We start from the raw sequence: 14,165 nt of genomic DNA, 5'->3' as shown, positions 1-14,165 counted from the left end.
GGCTCGCTCACTTCCCGCGCTGGTGCACCCGCAGATGACCCGGCGCCGAATCCCTTGTGCGGACGCCGATCGGGAGGACGACCCGGCGGACGTCGCGGTAGGGCTCGGTGCTGCCGATCCGCGAATGGAGTAGCCGCACCGCCTCGCTGCCGAGTTCCCGCGAGGGCAGGGTGGCCGCGACCGCGGTGAGCGGCAGGATGTTGAACGGCCCGGAGTCGTCCATCCCGGCGAGGTCGAGCTCACCCGGGATCTCCATGCCGAGCGCCACGACGTTCTCGGCCGCCTGTGCGAGCGTGTAGCCGTTGCCGCACAGCAGGACGGTCGGGGGATCCGGCCGCGAAAGCAGCGCCTCGATCGTTCCGGTCACGCCGGGTCCCGGGCGGCCCTCGTACCTGCGGAGCACCGTGAGGTCGGGCCGGACCGGGACGCCGTGGTCGCGCAGGGCCTGGACGTGGCCGGTCAACCGGTCGCGGACACTCGAGCAGTCGATCTCGTTCCACAACGTGAGGATCCGCCGATGCCCGAGAGCGAGGAGTTCCTGGGTGACCTGGTAGCCGACGGCGAGGTTGTCGGCCACCACCGCGTCCGTCGGCACGTCCGGCCGGTAGCGGTCCATCATGACCAGCGGAACGTTCCGGCGCCGGATCTCGGCGAACAGGCCGGCGTGGGAGGTCCCTTCGGCCGGGTAGAGCAGGATGCCGTCCACCTCGGAGTCCAGCGCCTGGCGGAGTGCCTGCGCCTCGCGTTCGGGATCGTTGTCGGAGTACACGAGGAACATGCGGTAGCCCAACGCCGAGCAGGTGGCCGCCACTCCCCCGAGCAGACGCTCGACGTGCGTACCGCCGTGACCCTGCAGCACGCAGGCGATCGTCGGGTGGCGACCGGAGGTGCCCGCCGCCCGGCCGGCCGCGGGTGCCGCTGACTCCTTCTCGGCGACATACGTCCCGCTGCCCTGACGGCGGACCAGGACGCCTTCGGCCACCAGGTCGTTGAGCGCGCGCACCGCCGTTGTCTTGCTGACGCCGTACTTCTCGCAGATCCCGCGTTCGGTGACGAACGGCGTCCCCGGAACGTACTCGCCACGGGCGATCGTCGCACGCAGGGACGCCTTCACCGACTCGTACAGCGGAATCCGCCGCGTGCTCTCGTGTGCGGTCATCGTGTCCTTCGTCGCGTCGGACTTGGTGCCGCATTCATTGTGTCAACTGCACGGGTGCGACTCTGCCGTCGAGCAGAATCGGACGCCATCATTGACATGTTGACATGGCGATTACTACTTTTCGAGACGCCTGGACCACAGCCTGTTCGCACCCTGGCGGTTTCTCCTCTCACCAGCAGGCTCGGTCCTTTCGTCACGTCTCACTCGCATGTGCTCGGTCCGGCCAAGTCGCTAGGAGATCCGACATGCTCAGACGACGTCAGTTCCTCGCCGGCGCGCTGCTGGGGAGTGTCTCGGTCAGTGCGTGCAGCTCGGCCGGCGGTGGAGGGAGCGGTGTATCGGGCGGGGTCACCACCTTCAGCTATCTGCGCCCCACCTGGGGCCCTGCGACGTACACCAAGAACGGCGCGTACGAACGGACGCTGGAGAAGAAGGCCCACGTCGACATCCGCGCCCAGATCATCCCGGTGATCGACTACGACACGAAGGTGAACACGATCCTGGCCTCGGGTGACATCCCCGACGTCATCTGGGGATCCGGCCCGGTGAGCGGGACCTGGAAGGAGGCACAGGACGAGGGCGCGTTCCTGCCGATCGACAAGTACCTCGACAAGTATCCCGCGGTCCGCAAGGCGGTTCCGGACACCATCTGGGAGACGCTGAAGGACAAGAACGGGGACACCTACTTCATCCCGAACCTCATCTGGCCGCAGGTTCCGTTCTTCCTCTACTACCGTCAGGACCTGTTCGAAAAGGCGAACCTGTCCGAGCCGAAGACCCTGCCGGAGTTCGTCACCACGCTGTCCGCCCTCAAGAGCAGGTACCCGAAGCTGGTGCCGTTCACCATGGGGTACGAGTGGCACGCCAAGGAGCTGGCCACGTCGTTCGGAGTCGCCAAGAGCGGCTGGGAACCCGCGCCGGACGACGCCCACCGGCTCATACCGTGGTTCATGAAGGACAAGGAGATCGACCTCTACTTCTGGCTGCAGGACGTGCACAGGAAGGGACTGCTCGACCCCGACTACGGGGTGGCCAAGGAGCCGAACTTCTCCACCGACAAGTTCAAGGCCGGCAAGACCGTGATGGCGATCGAACACTGGGGCGCCTACGCCGGCATCTCCTCCGACCTTCGCAAGGTGGTCCCCGACGCGCGGGTGGGCGTCGTGTCCCCGCTGGGCGAGCTGGGCGGAAACAGGGTGGTGTTTCCGATGGACCGCGGGTTCTACGTGTCGGCGAAGATCAAGGACGCCGACGGGTTCTTCCGCTTCCTCGACTGGACGCTCACGGACGGGTCGACGTTCCGCCGCTGGGGAGTGGCCGGAAAGACGTACAAGGTCGTGGACGGCAAGCGGGTGCCCATCCCGGACAACGAACGGGACAAGGCGTACCAGGGTCCTCAGCAGGAGCCGCTGCACTTCCTGGACCCGTACGACGAGAAGCTGGACTGGGACTCGATGAAGCTCGGCTTCGAGGCCTCCGGTGTCGCCGACCGGTTCGACTACGTCAAGGGAAAGTTCGCCGAGTACACCGCCAAGGCGTACACCGACTACCGCGACCCGACCGTCATGTCCCCCACCGAGGTGAAGAAGGGGACGCAGCTGTTCGAGGACCTGCTGCAGAAGCCGACGCAGAGCACCATCATCAACCACAAGGCCACGCGTCAGGACTGGCTACGGGCCGTCGACAAGTGGCGCGCCGCGGGCGGTGACACGATCATCGCCGAGGTCAATCGGCTGCAGAAGGACAAGTCCAAGCCTCGGTACGCATCCCTATGAGCATGCGCACGGTCGCGCGAGCCGCCCCCGTAGGACTCGCCCGTCGCTCCAGGGCGGCGCGGATCTGGCAATACCGCACCATCTACCTGCTCATCGCGCCCACCCTCGTCTACTTCGTGATCTTCGCCTACCTGCCGATGGTCGGCCTGCAGATCGCCTTCAAGGACTTCAAGGTGTTCGGCGGGATGTGGGACAGCCCCTGGGTGGGGTTGGACAACTTCCGCACGGTGTTCTCCTCGGAGAAGTTCCCCCAGCTGATCCGCAACACACTCCTCATCAGCTTCTACCGCATCCTCTTCGGCTTCCCCGTGCCGCTGATCTTCGCGCTGCTGCTGAACGAGGTACGCACCCGGTGGTTCAAGCGCAGCATCCAGACCGTCACCTACTTCCCGCACTTCCTTTCGTGGGTGGTGTTCGCCGGCATCGTCATCAACATCCTCGGTCCGAGCGGACTGCTCAACACCCTGCTGCTGGACGCCGGCGGGCACCGCGTCAACTTCCTCACCAACCCCGACACGTTCCGCTCGGTGGTCGTCCTCACCGGCATCATGAAGGAGTTCGGCTGGGGCGCGATCATCTACCTCGCCGCGCTGTCCGGCATCGACGCGCAGTTGTACGAGGCGGCGCGCGTGGACGGCGCAGGCAAGCTGCGCCAGATCTGGCACGTGACGCTACCGGGCCTTCGTCCCGTCATGGCCGTGCTCCTGGTGCTGTCGCTCGGCAACCTGCTCGACGCAGGCTTCGACCAGATCTTCCAGCTCTACAACGGAGCCGTCCTGGACGTCGGCGACATCATCGACACCTACGTGTACCGGATCGGGCTGCTGGACGCGCAGTTCGAGACCGCGACGGCGGTCGGGTTGTTCAAGGGTGTCGTCGGCCTGGTGATGATCGTGACCGCGAACCACGTGCTGCGCAGAATGGGGCAGAGATCGATATGGTGACCAGCTCACGAGAACCACGCACCCAGCCACTCGGATCGCCGTCACCGGATGCCGCGTCGCCGGTTGCCGGATCCTCGGACGCCGAGCTCGTACGCGGCACCGCGGTCACGGCCCCGAGCGGACGCAGCCAGCTCGACCGCAACCCGTGGTGGGCCGACACCCTCATTCACGTCGTCCTGGTCGTGCTGGGCCTGCTCACGTTGCTGCCCATGCTCAACATGCTGGCCCGGTCGGCGAGTTCGAGCGTGGGGATCGCAGCCCATCCGTTGATGCTGTTCCCGAGTGGGTTCACCATCGAGGCGTACCACTACATCTTCGAGACGCCGGTGCTCATGCGGTCGTTCGGGATCACGGTGTTCGCCACCCTGGTGGGCACTGGTCTGAACCTCTTCTTCACCACCACCGCCGCGTACGGGCTGTCGAAGACCTACATTCCGGGGTACCGCCTCCTGATGTGGATCGTGATCGTGCCGATGCTGTTCGGTGCGGGTCTCATCCCCACGTACCTCCTGCTGAAGAACCTGGGCCTGATCAACAGCGTGTGGGTGCTGGTCCTGTCCGGCCTGGTGTCGCCGTTCAATCTCATCCTGATGCGGAACTTCTTCTGGAGCATCCCGGCAGAGGTCGAGGAGTCCGCGCGCATCGACGGCGCCTCGGATCTGCAGGTCCTGTGGCACATCGTCCTGCCGCTGTCCAAGCCGGTGCTGGCGACGATCGGGCTCTTCTACGGCGTCGGGCACTGGAACGACTTCTTCACCGGCCTGTTCTTCCTCACCGACAGCTCGAAGTGGCCCCTGCAGGTGGTGATGCGTTCCATCATCATCGACCAGAGCATGCTCGGCATGGGCGGGATGAACGCGCCCACGCAAGACCTGCAGCGCATGGTGATCTCGGCCGAGAACATCCGGGCGGCGACGATCATCTTCTCCACCGTCCCGATTCTGCTCGCCTATCCGTTCCTTCAGCGGTACTTCGTCAAGGGCATCATCCTCGGTGCCGTGAAGGGCTGACGTGGGCCGAACGGCCCACGGCTGGGCAGTAGGGATCACTCCCATCCCTGTCATGGACGTGTCCCCCGGCCCGTAGTAGGAACGGACGGGGGCGACCGGAGTGGTTCCGCGTCACGGGATGGATCGAGGGCACCGGGGCGGAGCCGCGTCAGCGACAGGCCGAGGAGCAGAGGAAGCCATGAGGATTCTTGTCACGGGGGCCGGCGGTGCCATCGGTGGAGCGGCCACCGCCCGGTTGGTCGAGGCCGGGCACGAGGTGCGGGCGCTGATACGCGAGGACGACACCCCGCCGGAGACCGCCGGCGTCGAGGTCCTAGGCGGGGACGCCACCGACCCGGCGGCGGTAGCGCCGGCAGTGGACGGCGTCGACGCCGTGGTGCACCTCGCGGCGACACCCGCACCACTCGGGCGGCCGGAGGACGTGTTCGTCAACAACTCCTGCGCGACGCTGGTGGTGCTGCAGTACGCCGCCGAGGCCGGGGTGGGCCGGGCGGTGATCGCCTCCAGCGTCTCCGCGCTCGGGCTGGCGTGGGCCCGCGAGGTCAACTCCCCGGCGTACGTACCGATCGACGAGGACCATCCGTTCTGGCCGGAGGAATCCTACGGCCTGTCCAAACAGGTGGACGAGGCCACCGCGGCGATGATCCACCGGCGGTTCGACATGCCGATCCTCGCCTACCGCTTCCCGTTCACCACCCACGCGAAGGCACTGGCCGAGCGCGCCGCGCAGGTACGCGCCGACCCGGCGGAGGCGGTGCGCGAACTGTGGGCCTACCTCGACCTGCGGGACGCGGCCGAGGCGATCCGGCTCGGGGTGGAGAGTGACGTGCCGGGATTTCATCCGGTGTACGTCATGGCGCCCGACACCCTCGCCGACCGGCCGACCGCCGAACTCGTCGCGCGCTACCACCCGACCAGCGAGGTACGCACCGAACTGGTCGGGCGGCAGACGCCGTACGTCATCACCAGGGCCGAGCGGTTGCTCGGGTTCCACGCCCGCCATCTCGTCGGCGACGGTCGGTAGCAGGGGTCGCCGGAGGTCGAGCCTGAACGTGGATCAGCGGTGATCAGCGTGGGATCGCGCCGTGCCGGTCGATGTGCGGGCCGGCCACGGTGTCGGCCGACGCGGCGGTCACGATCGCGTCGGTGCCCTCGGTGACGGTCTGGGTGCCCTGGTGCCCGTTGAGATCGGTGGCGGTGTAGCCGGGGTCGACGGTGGTGACCCGAACGCCCGGCAGTGCCTTGGCGTACTGGTTGGCGATCATGTTCAGCGCCGCCTTGGAGGACTGGTAGACCATCCCCGGTACGCCCGACTCGGTGCGCTCGGGATCGTTGACCAGGGCGATCGATCCCAGGCCGCTGGACACCATCACCAGCCGAGGGCTTGGCGAGGCGGTGAGCAACGGCAGGAAGGCATGCGTCACCCGCACCGGGCCGAGCACGTTCACGCCGAACACCGGAAGGAAGTCCGCGGGCACGGTCTCCAGTGTCGTCTTGTGGAAACCGGCCACGCCGGCGTTGTTGACCAGGACGTCCAGTCCGGTGCCCGACTCCGCGACGATGTCGTACGCCGTCAAGACGGACTTGTCATCGGTGACGTCAAGCACGACGGGGCGTACGTCGGCATCCGGCTGGATTGTCCTGATCCTGGCCGCGGCGTCAAGGCCGGCCTGCTCGTCGCGGGCAGCCATCCAGACGGTCCAGCCCAGCAGGGCCAGCCGGCGGGAGGTCTCCAGGCCCAGGCCCTTGTTGGCGCCGGTGACCAGGACGGTGGTGCGGTCGTGGCTGCTGGTGTTGTCGTTCTCGCTGTGCGTTCGCTTCTCGGTCATGGATCCACCCTGCGGCTGCCGGGAAAGAGCTGCCAGGACCGGCTGATCGTGGGACCGGCAGTCCCACCCCCGCGGCTGGCGCGGCCCGGTGGCCGTGGGCATGCTGGACGGGTGAGGGTGAACCGCGAGGAACTGGCCCGGGTCATCAGGCGCGCCCGCGAGCGCGTCGGCCCCGGCGAGGTGGGGCTGCCGGTGGGCCGGCACCGTCGCGTGCCCGGGCTCCGGCGGGAGGAACTCGCCCAGCTCGCCGGGATCAGCGTCGACTACGTGGTACGGCTGGAGCAGGGCCGTGGGCCGCAGCCGTCGGAGCAGGTGCTGTCCGCACTGGCCCGGGCGCTGCGGCTGGACACCGACGAACGTGATCATCTCTTCCACGTCGCGGGAGGTACGCCGCCGCGGAAGGGCCGGATCGACATGCACGTACGCCCCGGCGTCCTGCGCCTCATCGACCGTTTCACCGACCTCCCGGCGATGGTGCTCAGCGCGAAGAGCGACATCCTCGCCTGGAACGCGATGTCGTCGGCGCTGCTCGGCGACTGGTCGGCCCTGGCACCGGAGCGGCGCAACCAGGCCCGGCTCCGGTTCCTGCCCGACCTGGACGAGCCGCCGCGCAGCGTGATCGGCGGCTCCGCCGAGGAACGCGCCCAGACCGCTGCCCAGACCGTCGCGAACCTCCGCGCCGCGGCCGGCCGCTACCCCGACGACCCGGACCTGCGCTGGCTGATCGGGGACCTGCGGAAGGGTTCGGCCGAGTTCCGCGGACTGTGGGCCGACGTCGACGCGTCCACCTGGCGCAGCCACACCAAGACGGTCGCCCATCCGTCTCTCGGCGAACTCACGCTCGAGTGCGACACCCTCCACATCCCCGAGTCCGACCAGTTGCTGGTCGTCTACTCCGCGGCGCCGGGCACCTCCGAGGCAGAGGCCCTGGCCCTGCTGCGCGTCGTGGGGACCCAGGACCTCGCACCCGCTCGGCGCTCACGAACCCACGGGCGCTCGTCCACCGGCGGACACTGACGTCAGCGGTCGGCCCCTCCGCCGCGCGCCGCGGACAGGTGCGCGCCGGCCGCCTGCTCCAGATGCAGCAGGTCCGAGGCCACGCTGGCGAACGTGAACCCCTCGGCCAGCCGTTTCGCGGCCACCTGGCCGTCGTGGGTGTGGATCCCGGCGGCGACGCCGGCCGCCTTCGCGGCGTCCCGCACGGCACGGAGTGCGGTCTCGAACTCGTCGGCCACGGCCGGGTCTCCCGGGAACGCTCCTCCGAGCCCCAGAACCAGATCCGAAGGCCCGACGTAGACGCCGTCCAGTCCGGGCGTACGGCAGATCGCCTCGACGTTCTCCAGCCCTTCGCGGGTCTCGATCATCACGAACACCAGCGTGTCCGCGTTCGCCTCCTCCGGGCGTGGACCGATCCGCAGACCCGACCGCATCGGTCCGTACGAACGTCTGCCGAGCGGTGGATACCGCGTGGCGCCTACGGCGGCAGCCGCTTCGGCCGGGGTGCTCACGAGTGGGACGATCACTCCGGCCGCACCGGCGTCGAGCGCGCGGCCGATCGGGGTCAGGTGGTTGTCCTCCACTCGTACCATTCCGACCGCCTGCGCGCCGGCGTCGATGGCCATCAGGCCGTTGAGGATCCCGGAGTAGCCGATCAGGCCGTGCTGCCCGTCGAGCACCACGTAGTCGTACCCGAGCCGGCCGATGCGTTCGGTCGCGACCGGAGCATCGATGGCCGACCAGTAGCCGATGGCCCCTTCCCGTCGACGAATCCTGGCGGCGAACTCGGTCGCAAGACCACTCACCGAACCACTCCTCACCTGGGTCGTGGCCGACGAGACTCGCGAAGTCGACCGGTTGATCGTGTCGGTACGCCAATCCAAGCAGGCTCGGCCTTGCGTTGTCGCTCGGTGTGTCCGCTTCCAGCAGTCTCAGCAGGGCCGCTCTCGGCTGCGGGTGTGGATTCGTACCGGCCGGGGCTGGACCGGCCGTCCGAGGGAGGCCGTACGCGAGAGGGTGAACCCGCCTCTCGCGCAAGTTGCGGTTGACGCAGATTCCTTTGTGGACAAGCTGTTTCCCGTGCGCAATTGTCGATCTTGTTCGGTAGACTCGAACACATGCGCGACGCCGGTGAGTGCTCCGACGACGACCCGGGTGAAGGCCCGGGTCGTCGTCGGGTGCTGCCTGCGGGGTTCGCTGACCTGCCGGGCGGGCCGGAGCTGGCGGCGGCGATCGCCTCGGTCGATCTGGCCGCGTGCAACGGGTACGAACTGGAGGAGTTCGTCAAGGGGACGCGGCGGCAGGGGTGCTGGACGGAAGCCGCCTGCCTGGCCGCGGTGAACGAACTGACCTACGCCCCCAACGGCATGCCCGACGATCCGGCCGAACGCAGTGTCACTCCGGAACTGATGACGCCGGAAATCCTGGAGCCGTTGCTGGGGTGGAGCGGCTACCGGGCCCACCAGTACGTGGTGACGGCCGCTGCGCTGCCTCGGCTGCCGCAGGTGCGTGAGGCTTTGGCGAGTGGGCACCTGGAGTTCAACGAGGTGCGCATCATTATCGACCGGATCACCGACGCCAAGCCCGACCTGTGGGGAGCGATCGAGGACGCCCTCTTCCCCAAGGTGCTGGAGCTGCGGGGTGGGTTGTTGCGGGCGAAGGTCGAGGCCGAGGTGGTCAAGGCCGATCCCGAAGCAGCGGCCAAGCGGCACAAGGCCAAGCGATCAGACCGTGACGTGGCGATCTGGCCGTCTGTCGATGGTGTAGCCGACCTGTCCATCCGGGGCCTGTCAGCCGACCAGGCAGCTGAGGCGTACGGCTACGTCGACGCCATCGCCCGCGCGGTCAAGTCCACCGGCGACCCGCGCAACCTGGGCCAGTTGCGTGCGGACGTGGCCTACTCCCTGCTCAGCGGCGCCGCCGACATCATCGACTGCTCAGCCCCCGCCCAACCCGGTCAGAGCAAGAACACGAAGAATCGGTCGGCGCAGGACGAAGCCGCGCCGAACGTGGCTGGGCAGGACCACCCCGCGGAGGACGACACCGCGCAGGCTCGTGCCGCGCACGGCAACGTCCCGCAGGGGCAGGCCGACGCCGATACCGACGACGAGTCACAGTCCGAAGGTGAGTCGGAGCAGCGGTCGGAGGAGCAGGCTCAGGGCGAGACTGAGCAGGGCGAGCAGGAGCACTGCCCCGTTCATCGGTACCCCGACCACGCCCTGCACGACAGCTGGTGTGAGTGCGGTGACTGCTCCCCGACGCCGGTCCCCAGGTGCACCGTGTGCGGCGCGGCCGCGAGGAACGGCGTCCCGGTTCACGACACCGCCGCCCACGTGGCAGCCGAGCAGAACACGGCGGAAGACAACTCGACCGATGAGAATGCCGCCACTTCCACCACCGGCCCTCGGCCTGCAGGGGAGATCCCACAGCTGAACCGCCGACCCGACGAGACGACCGACTCGCCTGGACCGCCAGACCCACCGGATCCGCCCGATCCGCCCGATCCGCCCGATCCGCCGACGGACAACCCGCCACCACCACCCACACTGCCGCCCTGGTCTTCCACGCAGCCGAGCTGGGGTGCGATACGAACGCGCTCGAAGATCCAGCTGAACATCCCGCTCACCACTTTGATGGGACTGTCCACCCAACCGGGTGAACTCGGCGGGTTCGGACCCATCATCACCGAGGTAGCCACCAGGTTGGTGGCGAACAACCTCACCAACCCCGAAGCCCGCTTCAGTGTCGGGGTCACCCACCCGGTCACCGGACGCCTGTTGCACCTGCATCCGCTACCGGCGAGGTTCCTGCGCGGACTGCAGGCAGAACTCGTACACGCCCGCGACCAACGCTGCGTGTGGACCACCTGCCGACGACCGGCAGCGACCTGCCACCTGGACCACAACACCGAACACGCCGACGGCGGTTCGACGTCCGTGGACAACATCGCGCCCCTGTGCCCGCGCCACCACAAAGCCAAGACAGAACGCGAGTGGAAACTGCAACAGACCGGACCCGGCGAACACACCCTCACTGACCCCTACGGCCGCCAGTACCGCAGCGGAGCACCATCCCTCACCGACCCCGTGGCACCAGCCGAACCGGCAACCGCCACCGCCGGGACAAGGACGGGAACGCCCGAAGGTGACCTACCACCGTTCTGAGCGGCCGTCGTGTTCCCCGGTGAGCTCAGCGCTCCGTTACGCACCAGCCCTCTCGCGTGACTTCCTCATGCCAGCGAACCCTTCACCACTGGAAGGTTCGCGGGCGACCCGTCCTCGACCAGGCGTACGACGGCATCGAGGTCGAGGTGCTCCTCGACGGCGTCGGCGAGGTCGTCGATGCGGCGTTCACGGGCCGCGGCGAAGCTGACCTCCCCCAGCGCGACGTCCAGCCCGAGGGTTGATGCCACCTCACCGAGCCAGGCACGGCGGAAGGCGTCGCCTTCCAGGCTGCCGTGCCACATGGTCCCGAACACCGAGCCTCGCCGAGCGCCACCGAGGAATGCCTCGTCCGACCCGAGCGTGACCCGGCCGTGGTGGATCTCGTAACCGTCGGCCGGCGCATCGAGCGCCTCACCGGTCGGCAGCCGGAGCACCTTGTCGGGGCCGAAGACAGTTCGTACGTCCAACAGGCCGAGCCCGTCGGCACGCGCACCGGCCGGTCCCTCCACTCCGTCCGGGTCGCGCACCTCGCGGCCGAGCATCTGGAACCCACCGCAGATGCCGAGCACCACCCCGCCGCGGGCGGCATGGGCGGTGATCGCGTCGGCCAGCCCTCGCTGCCGCAGCCAGGCGAGGTCGTCGAGCGTGGCCCGCGTGCCCGGCAGCACCACGACGTCCGGTGAGCCCATCGCGCGGGCGTCGCGTACGAACTCCACGTCCAGGCCGGGCTCCAGGCACAACGCGTCGACGTCGGTGAAGTTGCTGATCCGCGGCAGCACCACCACCGCGACCCGCAGCCGCTCACCAGGCGCCGCGAAGTCCGGCCGGGGACGGGACTCCAGTGCGAGGGCGTCCTCGGAGTCCAGCCACAGACCCTGCTGCCAGGGCAGCACGCCCAGCACCGGTCGCCCGGTCAGCTCCTCCAGGCTGTCCAGCCCGGGTCGCAGCAGGCCCACGTCGCCACGGAACTTGTTGACCACGAACCCACACAGCAACGCCTGGTCGGCCGGCTCCAGCAGCGCCAGCGTGCCGTACATCGACGCGAACACCCCGCCCCGGTCGATGTCGCCCACCAGGATCGTGGGGGTGCGTCCGTGCCGGGCCAGCGCCATGTTCACGTAGTCGAACCGGCGCAGGTTGATCTCCGCCGGGCTGCCCGCGCCCTCGCACACCACCACGTCGTAGCGCCCGCGCAGATCGTCGAAAGCCTCGAACGCCGCCCGGGCCAGCGCGCCCCTCCCGCCGAGGAAGTCCGAAGCGTCGAGTGTGCCGTACGGACGGCCCATCACCACCACGTGACTGCGCAGATCGCTGCCGGGCTTGAGGAGTACGGGGTTCATGGCCACCTCCGGCTCCGCACCGGCCGCCACCGCCTGCACCCACTGCGCGCGGCCGATCTCCGCACCGTCCGCGGTGACCATCGAGTTGTTGGACATGTTCTGCGCCTTGAACGGCGCCACCCGGCAGCCCCGCCGCCGCAGCGCCCGGCACAGTGCGGTGGTGACCACCGTCTTGCCCGCATCGGACGTCGTGCCGGCCACCAGCAGGGTTCCGGCCCGCTCGCCCTGTCCTCTCACCCTGCCGAGGATGTCATGCCGGCGAGGGGAACGTCACGCGAGGACCCTTGCCTCGGAACCGGGCTCGGCACCGGACTCAGGATCGGGCTCGGGACCGACCCAGACCTCGGCCACCTTCTGCGTGATCCAGAAGATGGTGAAGCCGCCGATCACGATGGACTCCTCCACGAAGACCCAGTGCTCCATGGCGCCGCGCTTCCCGGCGATCCAGATGACCACCATCGCGAGCAGCACGGCCGCGAGGATCACCCAGTACCAGACGCGCCGTCCTCCTTGACGATCCGAGTGCAAGCCCGAGTTGACGACCACGACGATCAGGCCGGCGAACAACACCAGGGCGGACCAGCCGTGCCCCATCCGCAGGAAGGCGAGCCGGTCGGCGAAGAAGCCGGCCAGCAACAGCACGTACCCGATCGTGAGCACGTGGAGCGCGATCCTGGCGTGCAGGTTGGCGACCTCCCGTGAGGCACCCCTGCGCGTACGCGGACCCCGTGGGAGATAGGCGACCAGCAGGCCCAGACCGCCGACGAACAACACCGCGGCCACGTTCGCCGCGATCGTCGAGGACGGGATGTCGCAGAAGGCGCGCCGCGGGTCGCACTCGGCCGCACCGCGGCTGGTGGGTACGAACGCCACCAGGAACGCCAGGAACCCCGCCGCGTTGAGGATCACGTCCTCGAACCCCGTGCGCCCGGGATAGATGATCAGGCACGCCCCCAGCGAACACAGACAGGCGATGAAGACCGCGTGCGCGGGCGTGTAGTAGTAGGCGCTGACGGAGTCCAGCAGCGAGCCGTACCGCAACCGCTCCAGTGTGATGGCGGCGGCCAGCAACAACACCAGCAGGACCATCCCGAGCCGCAGATAGAGGTCGGTACGCCGAATCAGCTCACGAGCGCCGGCGGCGGTGGGATCGGTTGTCATGTCACACCCCTTCGGAGCCGCGCGACGACACCGCGTCCGCTCCACGTGCCCGCGAGGATGAGCCTGCAGCGGACGACCGTCAAGCGACGTGGGGCGGGCAGCGCCGCGTTTGTCCGTACCGTTAACACCGCGTGCCAGAATCGAGACATGGCGCTCGCACAAGGAGTGCGCCGTAGTCTCTCGGGCTGGGGTACGAATCTTCCAGGCGGAACCCGGTGAGTTGGCCCGGCGAGTACGCCGGGTGCTGCGGCCCGACGCCCGCAGGCGTACGAACTACTCCTGCACCCCCAGCGGCCGGGCGTGCAGGCCGCGGACCTCGTCGGCGAGTTCGGGATCGGGGCCGGCCACCGGGACACCGGGCGCGACCGTGGTGATCGGAAGCGGCGCGACGGGCGCTGGTGGCGCACCCCATCCGGTCCGCCAGGCGACCAGCTGCTGCGTGCTCGTGGCGTAGACGATCCGGCCCAGGCCCACCCAGGCGTGAGCCGCGCTGCACATCGGGCAGTGCTCCCCGGAGGTGTAGACGACGCTGTCGCGGCGCTGCTCCGGTGAGAGATTCGACGCCGCCCACTTGGCGATCTCGAACTCCGGGTGCCGAGTCTCGTCACCGCCCTTCTCGCGGTTGCGGTCGGCGTACAGGACGGTTCCCTGATCGTCGACGAGCAGGGAACCGAACGGCTCGTCACCGTCGTCCAGCGCTTCCCGCGCCAGGTCGACACACCGGCGCAGGTAGCCGCGATCCGCGTCCGTGAGTCCGGTGGCCTCGTGGTGTCCAGGCTCCATGCCC

Annotated in this window: 12 protein-coding genes; 6 read left to right on the top strand and 6 right to left on the bottom strand. The window is 68.7% G+C overall.

Annotation, left to right across the window (positions count from 1 at the left end; all coding sequences use genetic code 11):
- Positions 1–7: 7 nt before the first annotated feature.
- Positions 8–1,159, bottom strand: coding sequence for a GntR family transcriptional regulator (locus ABZV93_RS25375; protein ID WP_354940604.1), 1,152 nt, complete (start codon positions 1,157–1,159; stop codon positions 8–10).
- Between the two features lie 245 nt (positions 1,160–1,404).
- Between ABZV93_RS25375 and ABZV93_RS25370 the strand changes: the two genes are divergently transcribed.
- From ABZV93_RS25370 to ABZV93_RS25355, 4 genes are all read left to right on the top strand, one after another.
- On the top strand, positions 1,405–2,934 hold the full coding sequence (locus ABZV93_RS25370) for an extracellular solute-binding protein (protein WP_354940601.1): 1,530 nt from the start codon (positions 1,405–1,407) through the stop codon (positions 2,932–2,934).
- Between the two features lie 2 nt (positions 2,935–2,936).
- Positions 2,937–3,878: an ABC transporter permease subunit gene (locus ABZV93_RS25365; RefSeq protein ID WP_354940598.1), complete on the top strand. Its 942-nt coding sequence runs from the start codon at positions 2,937–2,939 to the stop codon at positions 3,876–3,878.
- A complete protein-coding gene (locus tag ABZV93_RS25360; RefSeq protein ID WP_354940595.1) occupies positions 3,875–4,888 on the top strand; it encodes a carbohydrate ABC transporter permease in 1,014 nt (337 codons plus the stop codon). The genes ABZV93_RS25365 and ABZV93_RS25360 overlap by 4 nt, the downstream gene beginning before the upstream one ends.
- 178 nt (positions 4,889–5,066) lie before the next feature.
- Positions 5,067–5,912 (top strand): NAD(P)-dependent oxidoreductase, encoded by an 846-nt coding sequence (locus tag ABZV93_RS25355; RefSeq protein ID WP_354940592.1) that lies wholly within the window; start codon positions 5,067–5,069, stop codon positions 5,910–5,912.
- A 43-nt stretch (positions 5,913–5,955) separates the two neighbouring features.
- Here ABZV93_RS25355 and ABZV93_RS25350 read toward each other — a convergent pair whose 3' ends face one another.
- Entirely contained in the window at positions 5,956–6,717 is a 762-nt protein-coding gene (locus ABZV93_RS25350; RefSeq protein WP_354940589.1) for an SDR family NAD(P)-dependent oxidoreductase, read from the bottom strand.
- Positions 6,718–6,828: 111 nt separating this feature from the next.
- Here ABZV93_RS25350 and ABZV93_RS25345 point away from each other — a divergent pair, with 111 nt between their 5' ends.
- A complete protein-coding gene (locus ABZV93_RS25345) occupies positions 6,829–7,734 on the top strand; it encodes a helix-turn-helix transcriptional regulator (RefSeq protein WP_354940587.1) in 906 nt (301 codons plus the stop codon).
- A gap of 2 nt (positions 7,735–7,736) precedes the next feature.
- On the opposite strand, the gene ABZV93_RS25340 is transcribed toward ABZV93_RS25345, so the two are convergent.
- Positions 7,737–8,519 (bottom strand): aldolase/citrate lyase family protein, encoded by a 783-nt coding sequence (locus tag ABZV93_RS25340; RefSeq protein WP_354940584.1) that lies wholly within the window; start codon positions 8,517–8,519, stop codon positions 7,737–7,739.
- 312 nt (positions 8,520–8,831) lie between these two features.
- On the opposite strand from ABZV93_RS25340, the gene ABZV93_RS25335 reads away from it, so the two are divergent.
- The gene (locus ABZV93_RS25335) at positions 8,832–10,877 is read left to right on the top strand and encodes an HNH endonuclease (protein ID WP_354940581.1); all 2,046 of its coding nucleotides are present in this window, start codon (positions 8,832–8,834) and stop codon (positions 10,875–10,877) included.
- Positions 10,878–10,942: 65 nt separating this feature from the next.
- On the opposite strand, the gene ABZV93_RS25330 is transcribed toward ABZV93_RS25335, so the two are convergent.
- The 3 genes from ABZV93_RS25330 to ABZV93_RS25320 all read right to left on the bottom strand — a co-directional run bounded on the left by ABZV93_RS25330 (position 10,943) and on the right by ABZV93_RS25320 (position 14,161).
- Complete coding sequence (locus ABZV93_RS25330) at positions 10,943–12,454, bottom strand: cobyric acid synthase (protein ID WP_354940578.1); 1,512 nt, start codon at positions 12,452–12,454, stop codon at positions 10,943–10,945.
- Positions 12,455–12,487: 33 nt separating this feature from the next.
- Positions 12,488–13,378 (bottom strand): hypothetical protein, encoded by an 891-nt coding sequence (locus ABZV93_RS25325; RefSeq protein WP_354940575.1) that lies wholly within the window; start codon positions 13,376–13,378, stop codon positions 12,488–12,490.
- Positions 13,379–13,651: 273 nt separating this feature from the next.
- Positions 13,652–14,161 (bottom strand): nucleoside deaminase, encoded by a 510-nt coding sequence (locus ABZV93_RS25320; RefSeq protein WP_354940572.1) that lies wholly within the window; start codon positions 14,159–14,161, stop codon positions 13,652–13,654.
- Between the last annotated feature and the right edge of the window lie 4 nt (positions 14,162–14,165).

Origin of the sequence: Actinopolymorpha sp. NPDC004070 (assembly GCF_040610475.1) — a bacterium.
Classification (GTDB): Bacteria; Actinomycetota; Actinomycetes; order Propionibacteriales; family Actinopolymorphaceae; genus Actinopolymorpha.
This window is presented reverse-complemented; position numbering and strand designations above follow the sequence as displayed.

Excerpts from the sequence above, each read along its gene's own strand:
- ABZV93_RS25375 (WP_354940604.1), bottom strand. The coding sequence starts at position 1,159 with ATGACCGCACACGAGAGCACGCGGCGGATTCCGCTGTACGAGTCGGTG.
- ABZV93_RS25370 (WP_354940601.1), top strand. The coding sequence starts at position 1,405 with ATGCTCAGACGACGTCAGTTCCTCGCCGGCGCGCTGCTGGGGAGTGTC.
- ABZV93_RS25365 (WP_354940598.1), top strand. The coding sequence starts at position 2,937 with ATGCGCACGGTCGCGCGAGCCGCCCCCGTAGGACTCGCCCGTCGCTCC.
- ABZV93_RS25355 (WP_354940592.1), top strand. The coding sequence starts at position 5,067 with ATGAGGATTCTTGTCACGGGGGCCGGCGGTGCCATCGGTGGAGCGGCC.
- ABZV93_RS25350 (WP_354940589.1), bottom strand. The coding sequence starts at position 6,717 with ATGACCGAGAAGCGAACGCACAGCGAGAACGACAACACCAGCAGCCAC.
- ABZV93_RS25335 (WP_354940581.1), top strand. The coding sequence starts at position 8,832 with ATGCGCGACGCCGGTGAGTGCTCCGACGACGACCCGGGTGAAGGCCCG.
- ABZV93_RS25325 (WP_354940575.1), bottom strand. The coding sequence starts at position 13,378 with ATGACAACCGATCCCACCGCCGCCGGCGCTCGTGAGCTGATTCGGCGT.
- ABZV93_RS25320 (WP_354940572.1), bottom strand. The coding sequence starts at position 14,161 with ATGGAGCCTGGACACCACGAGGCCACCGGACTCACGGACGCGGATCGC.